Source organism: Frankia sp. Cppng1_Ct_nod, assembly GCF_920656135.1.
Classification (GTDB): Bacteria; Actinomycetota; Actinomycetes; order Frankiales; family Frankiaceae; genus Protofrankia; species Protofrankia meridionalis.
In genome coordinates this window covers 1-15,617 of record NZ_CAKKTK010000097.1, presented here as the reverse complement: position 1 = coordinate 15,617, position 15,617 = coordinate 1, and the positions used below count along the sequence as shown (strand labels likewise).

16 protein-coding genes are annotated in these 15,617 nt (G+C 67.6%); all 16 read right to left on the bottom strand.

Annotated elements, in window-relative coordinates; all coding sequences use genetic code 11:
- Nucleotides 1-171: 171 nt before the first annotated feature.
- Nucleotides 172-468, bottom strand: a complete 297-nt coding sequence (locus NBW77_RS19920; RefSeq protein ID WP_131747194.1) for a nitrogen fixation protein NifZ — start codon at nucleotides 466-468, stop codon at nucleotides 172-174.
- Complete coding sequence (gene nifW, locus NBW77_RS19915) at nucleotides 468-806, bottom strand: nitrogenase-stabilizing/protective protein NifW (RefSeq protein ID WP_131747203.1); 339 nt, start codon at nucleotides 804-806, stop codon at nucleotides 468-470. The genes NBW77_RS19920 and nifW overlap by 1 nt, the downstream gene beginning before the upstream one ends.
- Nucleotides 807-829: 23 nt before the next feature.
- Complete coding sequence (locus NBW77_RS19910; RefSeq protein ID WP_131747195.1) at nucleotides 830-1,039, bottom strand: CCE_0567 family metalloprotein; 210 nt, start codon at nucleotides 1,037-1,039, stop codon at nucleotides 830-832.
- Complete coding sequence (locus NBW77_RS19905) at nucleotides 1,026-1,523, bottom strand: NifX-associated nitrogen fixation protein (RefSeq protein WP_502799504.1); 498 nt, start codon at nucleotides 1,521-1,523, stop codon at nucleotides 1,026-1,028. Before NBW77_RS19905 ends, NBW77_RS19910 begins: the two co-directional genes overlap by 14 nt.
- On the bottom strand, nucleotides 1,520-1,918 hold the full coding sequence (gene nifX / locus NBW77_RS19900; protein ID WP_131747196.1) for a nitrogen fixation protein NifX: 399 nt from the start codon (nucleotides 1,916-1,918) through the stop codon (nucleotides 1,520-1,522). The genes NBW77_RS19905 and nifX overlap by 4 nt, the downstream gene beginning before the upstream one ends.
- A complete protein-coding gene (nifN, locus tag NBW77_RS19895; RefSeq protein WP_250280135.1) occupies nucleotides 1,912-3,273 on the bottom strand; it encodes a nitrogenase iron-molybdenum cofactor biosynthesis protein NifN in 1,362 nt (453 codons plus the stop codon). Before nifN ends, nifX begins: the two co-directional genes overlap by 7 nt.
- Entirely contained in the window at nucleotides 3,273-4,772 is a 1,500-nt protein-coding gene (gene nifE, locus NBW77_RS19890) for a nitrogenase iron-molybdenum cofactor biosynthesis protein NifE (RefSeq protein ID WP_175324732.1), read from the bottom strand. The genes nifN and nifE overlap by 1 nt, the downstream gene beginning before the upstream one ends.
- A 24-nt stretch (nucleotides 4,773-4,796) precedes the next feature.
- Nucleotides 4,797-6,320 carry a nitrogenase molybdenum-iron protein subunit beta gene (gene nifK, locus NBW77_RS19885; RefSeq protein WP_131747197.1) on the bottom strand — a complete coding sequence of 508 codons (1,524 nt, stop codon included), beginning with the start codon at nucleotides 6,318-6,320 and terminating at the stop codon, nucleotides 4,797-4,799.
- Nucleotides 6,321-6,372: 52 nt separating this feature from the next.
- Nucleotides 6,373-7,785: a nitrogenase molybdenum-iron protein alpha chain gene (nifD, locus tag NBW77_RS19880; protein WP_131747207.1), complete on the bottom strand. Its 1,413-nt coding sequence runs from the start codon at nucleotides 7,783-7,785 to the stop codon at nucleotides 6,373-6,375.
- 82 nt (nucleotides 7,786-7,867) lie between these two features.
- On the bottom strand, nucleotides 7,868-8,737 hold the full coding sequence (gene nifH, locus NBW77_RS19875) for a nitrogenase iron protein (RefSeq protein ID WP_131747198.1): 870 nt from the start codon (nucleotides 8,735-8,737) through the stop codon (nucleotides 7,868-7,870).
- A 73-nt stretch (nucleotides 8,738-8,810) separates the two neighbouring features.
- Nucleotides 8,811-10,013 carry a homocitrate synthase gene (gene nifV, locus NBW77_RS19870; protein WP_131747199.1) on the bottom strand — a complete coding sequence of 401 codons (1,203 nt, stop codon included), beginning with the start codon at nucleotides 10,011-10,013 and terminating at the stop codon, nucleotides 8,811-8,813.
- A 673-nt stretch (nucleotides 10,014-10,686) separates the two neighbouring features.
- Nucleotides 10,687-11,721: a 2-oxoacid:ferredoxin oxidoreductase subunit beta gene (locus NBW77_RS19865; RefSeq protein WP_131747200.1), complete on the bottom strand. Its 1,035-nt coding sequence runs from the start codon at nucleotides 11,719-11,721 to the stop codon at nucleotides 10,687-10,689.
- On the bottom strand, nucleotides 11,714-13,558 hold the full coding sequence (locus tag NBW77_RS19860; RefSeq protein ID WP_131747201.1) for a 2-oxoacid:acceptor oxidoreductase subunit alpha: 1,845 nt from the start codon (nucleotides 13,556-13,558) through the stop codon (nucleotides 11,714-11,716). Before NBW77_RS19860 ends, NBW77_RS19865 begins: the two co-directional genes overlap by 8 nt.
- A gap of 575 nt (nucleotides 13,559-14,133) precedes the next feature.
- Nucleotides 14,134-14,268 (bottom strand): hypothetical protein, encoded by a 135-nt coding sequence (locus NBW77_RS22165; RefSeq protein WP_284346961.1) that lies wholly within the window; start codon nucleotides 14,266-14,268, stop codon nucleotides 14,134-14,136.
- Between the two features lie 322 nt (nucleotides 14,269-14,590).
- Nucleotides 14,591-15,109, bottom strand: a complete 519-nt coding sequence (locus tag NBW77_RS22160; protein ID WP_131747202.1) for an LLM class flavin-dependent oxidoreductase — start codon at nucleotides 15,107-15,109, stop codon at nucleotides 14,591-14,593.
- Between the two features lie 81 nt (nucleotides 15,110-15,190).
- On the bottom strand, nucleotides 15,191-15,355 hold the full coding sequence (locus NBW77_RS19845; protein WP_175324731.1) for a hypothetical protein: 165 nt from the start codon (nucleotides 15,353-15,355) through the stop codon (nucleotides 15,191-15,193).
- Nucleotides 15,356-15,617 lie beyond the last annotated feature (262 nt).

The window sequence follows — 15,617 nt, the reverse complement described above, 5'->3', positions numbered from 1 at the left end:
TCTTCGCGGCGATCTCGGGGTCGAGGCCGGTCGCGCTGCTGCCGCAGCCCTTGGTCGACGCGCACCCGCCGGTGGTCGCGACGGTGCCCGTGGTCGCGACGGTGCCGGTGGTCGCAGGGACGCCTGCGGCCCGCTGGGTGGGCAGCACCGTGAGCGGGATGGACCTGTCGGTCATGCCTGCTCGCCTCCTTCATGGCGCGCGGCGACCGCCGCCGGCTCCAGCTCCCGCTCCAGGCAGCCCACGACCCGGCCGTTGGCGAACGCGACCGCGTAGACGATGTGTTCCTGCAGATAGACCCCGACACCGTGGACGTGGCCGAGAGCCCCGGCCTCCACCAGGATGTCGCCGACGGCGATCCCCGGCTCCGGATAGGTACCGTCGTTACGCAGGTGCTTGACCGTCACGACCGCATCTCCCACGTCGAAGGCTGCGTCGGCGAACGACGGTTCCTCGAAGGTGATGTCCATCAGGCCTTCTCCCCGGACTCGACGGTGATGGTGTCCAGCTCGACGAAGGCCCGCGGGGCACGGTCGGCCAGAACCTTGAACAGACGGTGATCCAGTGCGGTGGCGGTGGTGAACGCCTCGTAGGATGCCGCGAGCGCCTCGCGGTAGGCCGCCGTCCGGGCGTCCGTCGAGGCGTGTTCGGCGTCTATCCGGGCCACCGCCGCGGCGAAGTGACGCAGGATGTGCAACCGGTTGACGGCCACCACCCGCGGGTCATAGGCGACGTCCAGGGTCTGGAAGTACTCCTCGGCGGTCTCGCAGCGGCGGAAGGCCGCCAGCCGGTCGGCGTCCGGGGCCACGGGCGGCTCCGGCGTCCGGGCGCTCACTGGGCGTCCGCCTTGGCGAGCTGTGCTTCCAGCCGGTGGATCTCGACGTAGGCGTTGTAGGTCGCGGTGGCGGTCTCCAGGATCTGCTCCCAGCCGACCGGCAGGTCCTCGGCCAGGTCATGCAGGTCGAGCTTGAGCCGGGTGGCCAGGCTGTTGAGCTTCTTCAGCCGCGTCCGCAGGTCGGGGATCTCGTCAGGAATCGTCACGGGCCACCTCCGGATAGGTGTCGACGAACGCGGCGGCAGCGCTCACCAGGGCCTGGCCGCGCTCGGCGAGATGGTCGAGGGAGTCGAAGCCGAACCGGTGCGCGTCACGCAGGACGTCTGCGAGCACCACCAGACGGTTCACGTACAGCACCACCCGGCCGAAGCCCTCGTGGCTGAGGTCGAGCAGGTAGCCGGTGGTCTGTCCGGTGGCCTTCTCGATCCCGACGGCGACAGCCTGGTAGTAGGTGCGTATCCGGCTCTCGGTGGCCGGATCGATGTCGCAGGTGACCCCGAGCTCGCGGCGCCGCGCCGGGGTGAGCACGAACGGGCCCAGCAGCTTCTCGGCGCTGAAACGGTCGAGCTGCCCATAGGTGTCGCCGGCCCGCAACTGGTCGATCAGGTCGCGCAGGAAGCCTGCGGTCATGTCCGCCCTGGCGGTGGCCGCCCCCGAAGCCGGCGGGGCGGGAGCGGTCTCGAAGGTCATCGCGGACTCCAGGTGGAGGCGGCGCCGGGCGTGGCCTCGCGCAGCAGCTTGCGCAGCCACGGCGGCGGGTTTCCGGCGAGCACGTTCTGCAGACGGACGATCAGATCGGTGATCGCGGTGTCCTCGGCCACCTTCAGGGGATGGACCCGGGCACGGACCACCTTCGCGGCGGCGGTCCCCCCGATCGCGCAGACGTGCAGGATCGCGCAGTCGCGCACCGCGTCCAGCCTGCTGTCGATCTTCGTGGCCTCGTCGTCGGCGGCAGGGCCGAGGACCCTGCTCTCGTACAGCGAGGCAAGGTCCGCGGAAACCTCGTAGACGTCGAACCGGCGGCATGAGCCGAAATGCTGGTCGACGACGGTTCCGTCGCCGGTGGCGAACGCGACCTTCAACATGGCGACTCCTCCAGTGACTCGACGGACGTCACCCGCGACCGTGGCCGGCGTCCCGCATGGTGTGACTCGCGATGTTCGAGAAGGCAGTTGGCCGCGTCCACGAGCAGCTGGAGGCTGCCGCGGTAACCCGCTGTGGCACGCAGCTGGACGCCCATCCGGTCGTAGACGGGAAATCCCATCGTGAGATGGGCGGCACCGAGACCGGCCGCGACATCACGCCCGTGGCTGGACGCGATCACCAGTTCGGCACCGGCCGCCGCCGCCCGTTCGGACAGGTCGACGAAGTCTCCGACGACGACCTCCTCCCACGGCGCCCGCGCCAGCACCGGGGCATCGGTCGGCGACACGGCGGTGACGATCTCGGCGCCCACGTCGGTGAGGAGCGATCCGACCGCGACCAGCTGGTCGGGCTCGAGGGCGAGTGCCACCCGGGCGCCGCCGAGGACGAAGTGGCTGTCCATCAGCCCGTCGGCGAGCCGACGACGCCAACGCCGCACGGGGGCGGGCGCCGCGACACCGCTGTAGCGGGTGAGGTCGGTGACGAGCCGGTCGGTCGCGGCGAGGCCGCTGAGATGGTCGTGGGCGAACAGGACGGCACCGGCCTTGGCCGCCAGGGTTGCGCCCGCGGCGGCGGCCGCCGCCCCGACGGTGACCACCGCCTCGCAGCCGGCCAGTTCTCCCAGCGCGGTGGCGGTCGTCCCGCCGGTGGTCAGCGGCGACCACCCGTGGTCGAGGTGGCCGTCGAGCGACCCGGACAGATCCGGCAGGAGCACCGGATCGAGGCCGAAGGCCCGCACGAGGTCGGCGACCTCGTCGAGGTCCACCGCGGTCAGGCAGGGGCCGACGAGCACGGCGGCACGGCCCGGTATGGTCCGCCCGTACGGGGGCACCGCGTGGACGAGCGCCTCCAGAGCCGCGGACCAGCCGTCGGACAGCCCACCGCGGAAGTCCGGTGTGGATACCGGGATGACCATCGGCGCCCGTGATCCCGCGTCGTACTTCGACGCGCTCAGCATGCCGAACATGTCCTCCTCGCAGATCTCGGTCACCCCGGTCGTGAGCACCCCGACGATGTCGGGGCGGTGGCGCTCGGTGATGGTGTCGAGAGCCGTCAGCACCGAATCCGAGGAACCGAGGACGGCGCTGACATCGTTGATCGCGGTGCTCTGCAGCGGGATCGGCTCACGGAAGTGGCGGGTCAGCAGCGCCTTGGCAAAGGCGGAGCAGCCCTGGGCCCCGTGCAGCAACGGGATACAGCGGGCAAGCCCCAGGAAGACCAGCGCACCGCCGAGAGGCTGGCTGTGTTTGAGCGGGTCGAACGCGGCGCGGCGCCCGCCGTTCGTGACGCGGGCCATCAGGGTGCCCCGCCCGCGTCGTCGTCGGCGTCTCCTTCGGGAACCTCGTCTTCATCGACACCGTCGACCGGGCCGACCGGGCCGACCGGGCGTCGGACGGGGCTCACCGAATGGTGGTGCCCGGCGTCCCCCTCGTCCCACGGGGCCGGCGCGCGGACCTGCTCCCAGACCGGGCTGGACAGCGCCAGGTCGAGGCGGCGGGCAATTTCGATCATTCCCGTGTAGCCGGCGAAGGCGTGGTGGCGTTCCTGGTTGACGTCGAGGAACGGCAGTTTGCCCTTGAGCGCGGTGTACTGGTTGCGACCACCGGCGATCAGAACGTCCGCGTTGGTCTCCGAGACGACCCGCAACAGTTCCGCGGGGGTGCCGTTGCGGATGACGATCCCGTCCGGCCCGAGCAGTTGAGTGATCTTGTCGACGTCCTCCTCGGTGCTCTTCGTCGCGCCGGAGGCGACGACCTCGATGTCGAGGTCCTGCAGTGCGGAGACCAGCGACCAGCTTTTGACGCCGCCGGTGTAAAGGACGGCGCGGGCTCCCGCGAGACGCTCGCGGTAGGGCTCGAGTACCCGGGCGAGCGCGGCCTCCTCCCGCGCGATCAGGGCCTCGGCACGCCAGGTGAGGTCATCGTCACCGAGGAGCCGGACGAACCCGCGGATGCTCTCGCTCATGGCCCGGGTGCCGTAGAAACTGCCCTCGAACCAGGGGATGCCGTACCGTTTTTCCAGCCCTCGGGCGAGGGACAGCAGTGCGCGTGAGCACACGACCATCGTCGCCCTGGCCCGGTGCGCGGCTGCGATGTCGGCGTACCGCGCGTCACCGCTGATGCTCGCCAGCACCCGGATACCGAGTTCGCCGAGCACTGGGGTGACGTCCCACATCTCACCGGCGATGTTGTACTCACCGACCAGGTTCACGTCGTACGGCGTGGTGAAGGCAGGCTCCACCGTGCCGATGACGTGCTCCAGCAGCGCCTCACCGGCGAGGCGGTTACCGAGGTTCTTGCTGCCGGCCATACCCGGCGAGTGCACCGGGATCACCGGCACGCCGGTCGCGGTCGCCGCCGCCGCGCACACCGCGTCGATGTCGTCGCCGATCATCGCCGTGACGCAGGTGGAATACACGAAGACCGCGGCCGGCCCGTGGCGGCGAGCCGCCTCCACGACTGTGTCGTAGAGGCGCTGCTCGCCGCCGAACACGACGTCCTGCTCGCCGAGGTTGGTGGAGAAGCCATGGCGGTGGAGCGTCGGGCCGGACGAGAGGCTGCCCCGACCGTCCCACGAGTTGCCGGCACAGGCGATCGGGCCGTGTACCACATGGGCGACGTCGGCAATCGGAACCAGAGTGATCATCGCGCCGTCGAACGCACACCCGCCAGCGGTACCTCCTGGCTTGGGCTTGGGGCAGCCCGTCTTGCGGGTCCTGGCGTCCTTGGAGCGGTTGTGGTCACACGCCGGCTCGTCGAAGAGCACAGCGGCGTCGATTTTCGTCAGGGCAGCCATCTTCACCTCAGCGAACGATGTCGGTCAGCGGACGATGTCGAAGCTGTGGTCGGGCGCGTTGCGGTCGACCTCGTCGAGGATCGAGTTGACGAGCTGTGTGAGCAGCTGCAGCCCCCCGGCGTAGCCGTAGATCGGGAAGCGGTGCAGGTGATGCCGGTCGAAGATCGGGAAACCGGCGCGGAACAACTGCACGTTCGCCTCACGGGCGAGGTGCTTGAGGTGCGTCGCACCGACGATCAGGTCGACCGGCTCGGTGAACACCAGGGACCGCAGGTGCCACGCGTCCTTGCCCGGCCACACCGTCGCCTTCGTCCCGAACGGGCTGCCGGCGAGGATCCCCCGGGCCCTGGTCGCCCACGTCTCGTCACCGTTGCTGGACAGGACGTGGATCGGCTCCATGCCCATCTCCAGCAGGAAGCCGAGCATCCCGTTGACGAAGTCCGGGTCGCCCGCGATCGCCACGCGCTTGCCGTGCAGGTAGGCGTGCGAGTCGGTCATCGCGTCGAGCAGCCGGCCGCGCTCCGCGGTGATCTCATCGGGCACCTCGACCCCGGCCACCCGCGCGACCTCGGTGATGAAGGTGTCGGTGTTGGCGATGCCGATCGGCGGGTTGAGCATGACCGTCTCGCCGTCCCACTTGCCCGTGATCTCCTTGGTGCGGTAGGAGCCGAGGGCCTGAAGGAAGATCGTGGCGTCGGCGTTGATCGAGTCCGCCGCGGCTTCCAGGGGGGTACCACCGGGGTACATGTGGTACTCGCCCGTGGCCGGGGAGTCCAGGCTGTCGCTGTGGTCGCCCAGGACGACATGCTTGACGCCGAGGACATCGAGCAGACGCTTGATCTCCCGGATGTTGCCGACGTAGGGGTCGAAGCCCGGCACGATGTTGACGGTGCCGTTGGACTTGGCCTTCTTGCCCTCGGTCAGGTAGGTGAGGATGCCCCGCAGCATGTTGTCGTAGCCCAGGACGTGCGAGCCGACGAAGCTCGGCGTGTGGGCGTACGGTACGGCGATCTCCTCGGAGATCGCGCCCTTCTGGCGGGCGCTGGCGATGAAGTTCTGCAGGTCGTCGCCGATCACCTCCGCCATGCAGGTGGTGGACACCGCAACCATGTCGGGCTTGTACAGGTGCACCGAGGTGCCGAGGGCCTCGATGAGGTTGTTCAACCCGCCGAAGACGGCCGAGTCCTCGGTCATCGACGACGACACCGTGGGCACCGGCTCCTTGAAATGCCGGGAGAGGTGACCGCGGAAATAGGACGTGCACCCCTGCGAGCCGTGCACCAGCGGGAGCGTCCCGGCGAAGCCGACGGCCGCCAGGACCGCGCCCAGCGGCTGGCACGCCTTCAACGGGTTGATCGACAACTGCTCGCGGGCGAAGTTCTTCTCCCGGTACTCCCAGGTGCGGGTCCATTCGGCGACCCGGGCGACCTCCTCAGGCGAGGAGCCGCCCTCGAACTGCTTCTTGCGCTCGCGCTGCTCCTGGTATTCAGGGCTTTTGAACAATGTGTTGTGATCGCGCACTGTGAGTGCGTCAGGCTTGTCGGACACCAGCACTCCTCCGGTTCATGAGCGAAAGAACATGCGTCCTTCGCGGGGAAAGTCAGTCCTTCTTGGAAGCTGCCCACGGGGCGTCGAACAGGTTCCACGTCGGGCTGTTCACGGCGCTGTCCATGTCCCGGGCGAAGATGGCGAAGCCTTCGACCCCGTGATACGGACCGGAGTAGTCCCAGGAGTGCATCTGGCGGAACGGCGTCCGCATCTTGTGCGAGACGTACTTCTCCTTGATGCCGGCACCGATCAGGTCGGGCTTGAGCCGCTTGGTGAACTCTTCCATCTCGTAGGCGGTCGGGTCGTCGTAGACGACGATGCCTTCCTTGAGCTCGGGGTAGCTGCGCGTGTAGTCGTCCTTGTGCCCGAATTCGTAGCCGGTGCCGATGACCTCCATACCGAGGTCCTCGTAGGCGCCGATGGTGTGGCGGGGACGCAGGCCACCGACGGCGAGCATGACGGTCTTGCCCTCGAGACGGTGCCGGTAGGTCTCGCGGACCTTGTCGAAGAAGGCCTGGTAGCGCGCGATGGCGGCCTCGGTCTTCTCCTTGATCGTGTCGTCGAAGTACTCGGCGATCTTGCGCATCGACTCGGCGATCTTCGTGGGACCGAAGAAGTTGAACTCGGTCCAGGGGGTGCCGTACCGCTCCTCCATCGTGGTGGCGATGTAGTTCATGGAGCGGTAGCAGTGCAGGACGTTGAGCTTGGCCAGATGCGCCGTGGCCATCTCGTTGACGGTGCCGTCACCGGACCACTGGGCGATGACGCGCAGGCCCATGTCCTCCAGGATCATGCGGGACGCCCAGGCGTCACCGCCGATGTTGTAGTCACCGAGCAGGGTGATGTCATACGGGGTCTGCTCGGGCAGCTCACGCGCGCCGAGCAGGTGGTCGCGGATCGCGTCGTTGGCGATGTGGTGGCCCAGCGACTGGCTGATGCCGCGGAAACCCTCACAGCGCACCGGCACGACCGGGATGTTCAGCTTCTTGGTCGCCGCGGTCGCGACGGCCTCCAGGTCGTCACCGATCAGACCGATGGGGCACTCGGACTGGATGGAGACGCCCTTGGCCAGCGGGAACACCTCGACCAGCTCGTCCAGGAGGGCGGTGAGCTTCTTGTCACCGCCGAAGACGATGTCCTTCTCCTGGAAGTTGCTGGTGACCTGCATGACGGTGAAGTTGTCGATACCGAGCTGCCCGTTGGCGTAGTTGCGCCGGGTGCCCCAGGTGTACTGGCCGCACCCCACCGGGCCGTGGCTGATGGAGACGAGGTCCTTGATGGGGCCCCACACCACACCCTTGGACCCGGCGTAGGCGCAACCACGCAGCGTCATGACCCCTGGGCGGGACTTGACGTTGCTCTTGACGTCACATTCCTTCGACCCGGCCGGGTCGTTCGGCTTGACGTGCTTGTGGCGGTCCTTGGCGACCTTGTCGGGGTACGCGGCCAGGACCTCGTCGATCATTTCCTGGGTCTTGGTCGCCAGGATCTCGGGAGAGGACTGCGCAGGAGTCACGACGAACCTTCCTTGTGAAAGTGCGGATCGGTCAGGCGCCGACGGCCGCGGCCTTCTGGCCGACAATCGACTCGTCCTCCTGCTCCATGATCCCGAAGTCGATCAGGAGCTCCTCGAGCTCGTCCATGGTGATCGGCGTGGGGATGGTCTTCATGTCGTTCTCTTCGATCTTGCGTGCCAGCTCGCGGTACTCGTTGGCCTGGTTCGCCTCGGGCTGGTACTCGATGACCGTCATGCGGCGCAGCTCGGCGTGCTGCACGATGTTGTCGCGGGGCACGAAGTGGATCATCTGGGTGTTCAGCCGCCGCGCGAGCTCCATGATGAGCTCGTCCTCGCGGTCGGTCTGACGGCTGTTGCAGATGAGCCCGCCCAGCCGGACACCACCGGAGTGGGCGTACTTGAGGATGCCTCGGGCGATGTTGTTCGCCGCGTACATCGCCATCATCTCACCGGAGGTGACGATGTAGATCTCCTGGGCCTTGCCCTGGCGGATCGGCATCGCGAAGCCACCGCAGACGACGTCACCGAGGACGTCGTAGGTGACGAAGTCGAGGTTCTCGTAGGCGCCGTTCTCCTCGAGGAAGGTGATCGCGGTGATGACACCGCGACCCGCGCAGCCGACGCCCGGCTCGGGACCACCCGACTCGACGCAGCGGATGTCCCACGCGCCGGTGAGCATGACCTCGTCGAGCTCGAGATCCTCGACGGACCCCTTCTCGGCGGCCTTCTCGATGACCGTGTGCTGCGCCTTCGAGTGCAGGATCAGACGGGTGGAGTCCGCCTTCGGGTCGCAACCGACGATCATCACGCGGTTACCGCGCTCGGCGAGAGCGGCCATCGTGTTCTGCTGGGTGGTGGATTTGCCGATACCGCCCTTGCCGTAGAACGCGAGCTGCCTCATGGGTGTGTGCTCCTTCACCGCACGCATGCGTGCGTCAGTGGTTGGGGTGACTGAGGTGGTACTGGCCCTGCAGTCAGGAGGTGACCGAGATCCCCGTGCCGGAGGCACCGCGGGACTCCGGGACCGTGGTGCCGGCCGCCGCGAGCTCGTAGAGGTCACGGACCTCGTCCGAGCGCAACGGACGCTTGAGCAGTGAGACGTGCGACCGCAGACCCTCCAGAACGGGTCCGAGAACACGCTCGTCGGCGTCGATGCCGTGCTGGCGCAGGGCGTGGCGCAGTGACGCCCGCCCCGCGTGCTTGCCCACGACCAGCCGACGCCGGGCGCCGACCTCCGCGGGGTCGAAGGGCTCGTAGATCGTTGGCGCCTTGAGCACCCCGTCCACGTGGATGCCGGACTCGTGGATGAACGCCGACCCGCCCACGATCGCCTTCCCGCACGGCACGGGACGGCGTGCCGCACGAGAGACCAGCCGAGCGAGGGCGCGAAAGGACGTCGTGTCCAGGCCGACCCTGAAGCCGAGCAGGTGGCGAAGTGCCATCGCCACCTCCTCCAGGGGCGCGTTGCCGGCCCGCTCACCGAGCCCCGCGACCGTGGTGCTGACGAACCCGAAGCCGGCCCGGACCGCCGCAAGCGTGTTGGCGGTGGCCAGCCCGAAGTCGTCATGGGCGTGGATCTCCCAGTTGGCGGGCACGGCGCCCACCAGCCGGGACATGCGGGCGAACGCCCCGAAGGGCTCCAGCACCCCGACGGTGTCGGCCCACCGCAGGCGGTCGACGCCACCTCGGAACAGTTCGTCGGCGAGCTCGATGACGAAGCCGTCGTCCGCCCGCGAGGCGTCCTCGAATCCGACCCCGACGGTGAGCCCCCGGTCGAGGGCGTCGGCGACGCAGTCACGGATCTGACCGCGTGCCCACGCCCGGTCCCGACCGAGCTTGTGCCGCAGGTGCAGGTCGGAGACGGGAATGCTGAGGTGGACCCGACGAACGCCGCAGGCCGCCGCCGCGTCGACGTCGGAGCGGGTGGCGCGGCACCAGGCCACGACCTCCGCCCGCAAGCCGGCCGACGCGATGCGACGCATGACCTCGCGTTCGGACGGGCCCATGGCCGGCACACCCGCTTCGATCTGCTGCACTCCCACCGCGTCAAGGGCGGACGCGATGGCCAGCTTCTCCTCGGCCGTGAAGGCAACGCCCGGGGCCTGCTCACCGTCACGCAGGGTGGTGTCACAGAACCCGATCATGATGTTGTGCTCCACATCGCGTGTGCCCTCCATCAGTTGCCCTCCATCGGTCGAAGTCGAAGCGGAGAAGCCTGGATCCCGCAGCCTGGGCTGCCGCGCTGGAAGCCGCCGGCCACCTTCGATACCGAAGGTGGCGTGCTGCGGATGCCTGCGATCTGCGGTCCGCGTCCGGTGGCGACTTCCGCGGGCCTCGCCGTTGAAGCGCCGCGATTAGAAATGTCGCCCGCCGTTGTTTCGGGCGCTTTAAGCGCCGTATCTTCCCAGTTACGTTTCCGGCCCATCCGGGATTCTGGGACGAATAGCCGAAGAAGCCCGGGCCGGGTGTCCGAATGACCCTGGGACCAACGGCGCGAACGACCGGCGCCGGATGGTGCACCGCCGGTCGGCACCGTGCCCTGCGTGCAATTCGACAGGGTGTCTCGCCGCGATTTCTTTACGATTGGGATCCGTGACCAAATCAGGTCCCCGGGCGACCCGTGGGACGCATGCACCCGGGTCCGCCGACCAATGGCCCGACCCATTGTTCGAACGACCCGGGAAATAACGGCCTCCCGGACCGGCCGGTAATAACAGTGGCGAAAACAACAAAGGCGTTCCCCGGTCGCGGGCGTGAGGAGGACGCCAACGGCCGGGGAACGCCAGAACGTTCCGAAAACCAGAGAACGGGAAAGATCAGCGAATAAACGAATCGGCGAGGACCCGAGGGTCAGCCGAGCGTCCAGGTGTTGCCCGAGTGCAACAGTTCGGACAGCAGCTCGTCGGGAGTCGCGTTCGCGTTACCCGCCCGCGCGGAGGCGTTCTGTTCCGCCACCATCGACTCGTAGGTGGGGCGACCCACCCGGCGGAACACCCCGATCGGGGTGTTGCTCAGGTCGGAGTCGGACAACCGGGACAGGGTGAAGGCGTATGCCGGGCCCTCCACCGTCTCGTCGTGCACGATGATCTCGCTACGCGGGACGTTGGCGGTGTCCGCGACCTCCAGGCCGAAGCCGCGCGGCTCGCGCACCACGCACTTCTCCCCGGACGCACCGAACGTGATCGGCTTGCCGTGCTCGAGGCGGACGAGCACCGAATCCCGGCTGGCCGGGTCCTTCAGGACGTCGAACGCGCCGTCGTTGAAGATGGCGCAGTTCTGGTAGATCTCGATGAAGGCGCTGCCCTGGTGCGCGGCGGCGGCGCGCAGCACCGAGTGCAGATGCTTGCGATCGGAGTCGACGGTCCGGGCCACGAATGACGCCTCGGCGCCGAGCGCCAGCGCGATCGGGTTGAATGGGGTGTCCCGGGAGCCGACCGGCGTCGACTTGGTGACCTTGCCGAACTCCGACGTGGGCGAGCACTGACCCTTGGTCAACCCGTAGATCCGGTTGTTGAACAGCAGGATCTTGAGGTTGACGTTGCGGCGCAGCGCATGGATGAGGTGGTTACCACCGATCGACAGCGCGTCCCCGTCGCCGCTGACCACCCACACCGACAGGTCGGGACGGCTGACCGCGAGCCCTGTCGCGATCGCCGGCGCCCGGCCGTGGATCGAGTGCATACCGTAGGTGTTGAGGTAGTACGGGAACCGGGACGAACAGCCGATCCCGGAGACGAACGTGATGTTCTCCCGCGCAATGCCCAGTTCCGGCATGAACGACTGGATCGCCGACAGGATCGCGAAGTCACCGCATCCCGGGCACCACCGGACCTCCTGATCCGACCGGAAGTCCTTGGCGGTCAGCTTGACGGGTACCTCAGGCATTGCGCACGACCTCCTCGAGGACCGTCTCCAGCTCCGCCGAGGTGAACGGCTGGCCGTTGACCTTGTTGTAGGACACGGTGTCGACCAGATACCGCTCACGCACCACGTGGGCGAGCTGCCCGAGGTTCATCTCCGGGATGACGACACGGTCGTAGCCGGCGAGCACCGCGCCGACGTTCTTCGGCATCGGCGCGATGTGACGCAGATGCGCCTGGGCGATGGACACACCACGTTCCCGCAGCTTGCGGCAGGCAGCACCGATCGGCCCGTAGGTGGAACCCCAGCCGAGCACCAGCACCCGGGCGTCACCGGAGGGGTCCTCGACCTCCAGGTCGGGGACGTCGATCGCCTCGACCCGGGCGGCACGCAGCCGCATCATCAGGTCGTGGTCGGCCGGCACATAGGAGACCGCGCCGGTCCCGTCGGCCTTCTCCAGACCGCCGACACGGTGCTCCAGGCCCGGCGTGCCCGGCACCGCCCACGGGCGGGCCAGCGTGTGCGGGTCGTGCAGGTACGGCAGGAACTTGCCGTCGGGCCCGTTGGGCTCGGTGGCGAACTCGACTTGCAGGTCCGGCAGGTCCGCCGGGTCCGGCAGCAGCCACGGCTCGGAGCCGTTGGCCAGATAGCCGTCGGAGAGCAGGATGACCGGCATCCGGTAGGTCAGCGCGATGCGCGCCGCCTCCACCGCCGCGTAGAAGCAGTCCGCGGGCGACCGGGCCGCGATCACCGCGAGCGGAGCCTCACCATGCCGGCCGAACAGGGCGATGTTCAGGTCGGACTGCTCGGTCTTGGTCGGCAGACCGGTCGACGGGCCGGCGCGCTGCACGTTCACGACGACCAGCGGCAGCTCCAACATCACCGCGAGGCCGAGGGTCTCGGTCTTGAGCGCAAGCCCCGGACCGGAGGTGGAGGTGACACCGAGCCCGCCACCGTAGGAGGCACCGAGCGCCGAACCGACCGCGGCGATCTCGTCCTCGGCCTGGAAGGTCGTCACCCCGAAGCGCTTGAACGCGGACAGTTCGTGCAGAATCTCCGAGGCCGGGGTGATCGGGTAGGCGCCGAGGAAGACCGGCAGGTGGGCGCGCAGACCGGCGGCGGCCAGACCATACGCGAGCGCGGTGTTGCCGTTGACGCTGCGGTAGGTGCCCGGCGCCAGCTGCGCGGGCTTCACCTCGTAACGGACGGCGAAGTCCTCGGTGGTCTCACCGTAGTTCCAGCCCGCCTGGAACGCGGCCACGTTCGCGGCGGCCAGCTTCGGCTTCTTGGCGAACTTCTGCTTCAGGAACTCCACCGTGCCCTCGGTGGACCGGCTGTACATCCAGGACAGCAGCCCGAGCGCGAACATGTTCTTCGCCCGCTCGGCGTCCTTCTTGGAGACGTCGAGGTCGGCGAGCGCGGCGATGGTCGCGGTCGTCAGCGGTACCCGGTGCACCGTATACCCGTCGAGCGAGTCGTTCTCCAGCGGGTTGCTCGTGTAACCGACCTTCTCCAGGTTACGCGGGGTGAACTCGTCGGTGTTGACAATGATTTCCGCGTTCGGCGGCAGATCCGCGATATTGGCCCGTAGCGCCGCCGGGTTCATTGCCACCAGAACGTCCGGCGAGTCACCGGGCGTGAGGACGTCGTGAGCGGCGAAATGTACCTGGAAGCTGGACACGCCGTGCAACGAGCCTGATGGGGCACGGATCTCGGCGGGGTAGTTGGGCAGGGTGGACAGGTCGTTTCCCAGGATGGCAGTCTCGGAGGCGAAACGGTCGCCGGTGAGCTGCATGCCGTCGCCGGAGTCACCGGCGAACCGGATTGCCACCCGGTCCAGATGCTGGATTTGCTTGGCCACGTAAGTGGACCTCCTCAATGACCGACGGTCGGCGAGGGTGCGTACCCACGGTTCGACCGCGGGTAGAGCGGGCCACAAGGCTCGCACGTCCTTCTTATACGGAGGCATTGCTTCCAGAGTGTTTCGCGGTGTCAAATCCCCGTCTCACGGCGGGCGAGTTCCCGGTCACGCCGATTTCGACAACAACCGCATCACATATATACGTGGACGTGCGAGAAAAGCGTTTCAACGTGCGCCGACAACACGCACTCCGGGACTTTCGGGAATCAATGACAGAAACACGTTTCCGGATGCGGGGGACCACCGGCCCCTTTTCCCGCGGCGAAGGTTCGGGCCGAACCGGCAACCGGCCCACCCGGCCCACCCGGCCAGGTCAGGCTAACGCGCCGGGCCGCTGCTATGTGACGACCCACCCTGCGACGGTGTCCGACAACCTGCCTGACACGGCTCCTCCCCACGCGACTCCTGCCTGCTGCGACAGCCTGGCGAGGAGGTCTTGCACCTCCTTCGATTCCCCGCGTCTCACGGCGCACTGCGACCTCGTGTCGCAGCGCCTTCTGGCACCCCACAGGCAGTCACGGGCTGATCAGTGGTCTGAAGACGGCCTGTACCTGGGAATCGGAGGGGGTGACGTACATCTTCGTGGTGCCGTCGCCGTAGATGACGGAAGGGCAGCTTGTGCCGCCGATCTCCACCCTGGTGTCGGTCACGAGTCGTCCGGTTCGTAGCTCGTAAATGCGAACGGGCAACGCCACCCGGCAAAACGTCATATTACTGACACCTACTAAGAAGGAACTAGCCTACCGAAATCCCGATATAGGCCAATTTGGGGTCCCGGAAGAATCCAAGGACAATCTCCGGAATTTCCACCAGTCGACTGACGGCCTTCTGGATGCCGTTACGCATATCGTCGACGGTGCGCACGGCGAGTTTTCCGACGTTGTCTCTCTTGATGTTCTTCCATACCCACTCATCGTCGATGAAGGAGCCGCCTGAGTGGATGTTTGATTTGATCTGATTGCGGCTTGTGTCCTAGTAGGTGCCTTGCCAGGTGGGTGCGGTTTCGTCCGTTATACGCTTGGCAAGGTTGTCGATCGCGGCGATGTGGATCATCGCTTCGGAGCTGGCCGGTAAGGTCTCGTACTTCTCGGCCAGAACGTCCCACTGCTCGGCGGGATCGAGCCCGAATACGGCGTAGTACGGAGCGTGGTTGCCCTTCGCTATGACGAGATCGAGACGCCCGCCGCTGAGGTGGTCGAACAGCGCGTACTCCTCGGCAACCCGGACCGGGTCGTGGATGCTGAGCACGGTCACGTCGGTGAGTAGCCGGACGCGGCTGGTGCGCGCGGCCACTGCGGTCAGCAGCACAGGGGGTGACGAGCACAGGAACGGGGCACCGTGCCTCTCACCGATCTGGTAAGCGTCATAGCAGAGCCGCTCGACCAGCTCTGCCTGGGCGAACACGCTGGTCAGCGTGTCGTGCTGACTCATGGTCATGCCCGTGTTCGGGTCCGGCAAGTTGATAATCAATGAGAGCGCGACGAAACGCACTACTTCACAATATCGATTGACATTACCGGGGGAATAACTTTCACCACCCGATCCCGACCGCGACGCGACGGTCGGGGGCAGTCATCGGCTCGGCGCCGTCCACGATTCGGTGCTGATCGGGAGTGCCACCAGATCGGGGGTGAGTTCGTCCAGGTCGCGAGCGCCGACGAGGGCCATCGCATGCTCCAGCTCGGCGGTGATGGTCTGGAGCAGTCGGCCTCGTCCCGCGCAGCACCGCCTGGACATCCGCCACGTGACGGGCGAAGGCCACCCCGAGCGGCCTGCCCTGCGGATCCCACCCGGAGCGGTCCAGCCGGTGGGCCTCGACGACGGCCGGATCCTCGCTCCACCGACCACCGGGCAGGGCCTCCGCGAACCGCGCGGGCTGCGCGGGGCGTGTGGGTGGCGCGGTCATCCGCCGTCTGAGCCAAAGGTTGCGCGATCATGATTTTTGCGCGCGGCCGGAGGCCCTTGTTCCTGGATCGCCGTGGCGACGGGCCGGCCAGGG

What these genes read in the sequence shown, in the direction of transcription:
- NBW77_RS19920 (WP_131747194.1), bottom strand. Translation starts at nt 468, where the DNA reads ATGGACATCACCTTCGAGGAACCGTCGTTCGCCGACGCAGCCTTCGAC.
- NBW77_RS19905 (WP_502799504.1), bottom strand. Translation starts at nt 1,523, where the DNA reads ATGACCTTCGAGACCGCTCCCGCCCCGCCGGCTTCGGGGGCGGCCACC.
- nifX (WP_131747196.1), bottom strand. Translation starts at nt 1,918, where the DNA reads ATGTTGAAGGTCGCGTTCGCCACCGGCGACGGAACCGTCGTCGACCAG.
- nifN (WP_250280135.1), bottom strand. Translation starts at nt 3,273, where the DNA reads ATGGCCCGCGTCACGAACGGCGGGCGCCGCGCCGCGTTCGACCCGCTC.
- nifE (WP_175324732.1), bottom strand. Translation starts at nt 4,772, where the DNA reads ATGGCTGCCCTGACGAAAATCGACGCCGCTGTGCTCTTCGACGAGCCG.
- nifD (WP_131747207.1), bottom strand. Translation starts at nt 7,785, where the DNA reads ATGATCGACGAGGTCCTGGCCGCGTACCCCGACAAGGTCGCCAAGGAC.
- nifH (WP_131747198.1), bottom strand. Translation starts at nt 8,737, where the DNA reads ATGAGGCAGCTCGCGTTCTACGGCAAGGGCGGTATCGGCAAATCCACC.
- nifV (WP_131747199.1), bottom strand. Translation starts at nt 10,013, where the DNA reads ATGGAGGGCACACGCGATGTGGAGCACAACATCATGATCGGGTTCTGT.
- NBW77_RS19865 (WP_131747200.1), bottom strand. Translation starts at nt 11,721, where the DNA reads ATGCCTGAGGTACCCGTCAAGCTGACCGCCAAGGACTTCCGGTCGGAT.
- NBW77_RS19845 (WP_175324731.1), bottom strand. Translation starts at nt 15,355, where the DNA reads ATGTCCAGGCGGTGCTGCGCGGGACGAGGCCGACTGCTCCAGACCATC.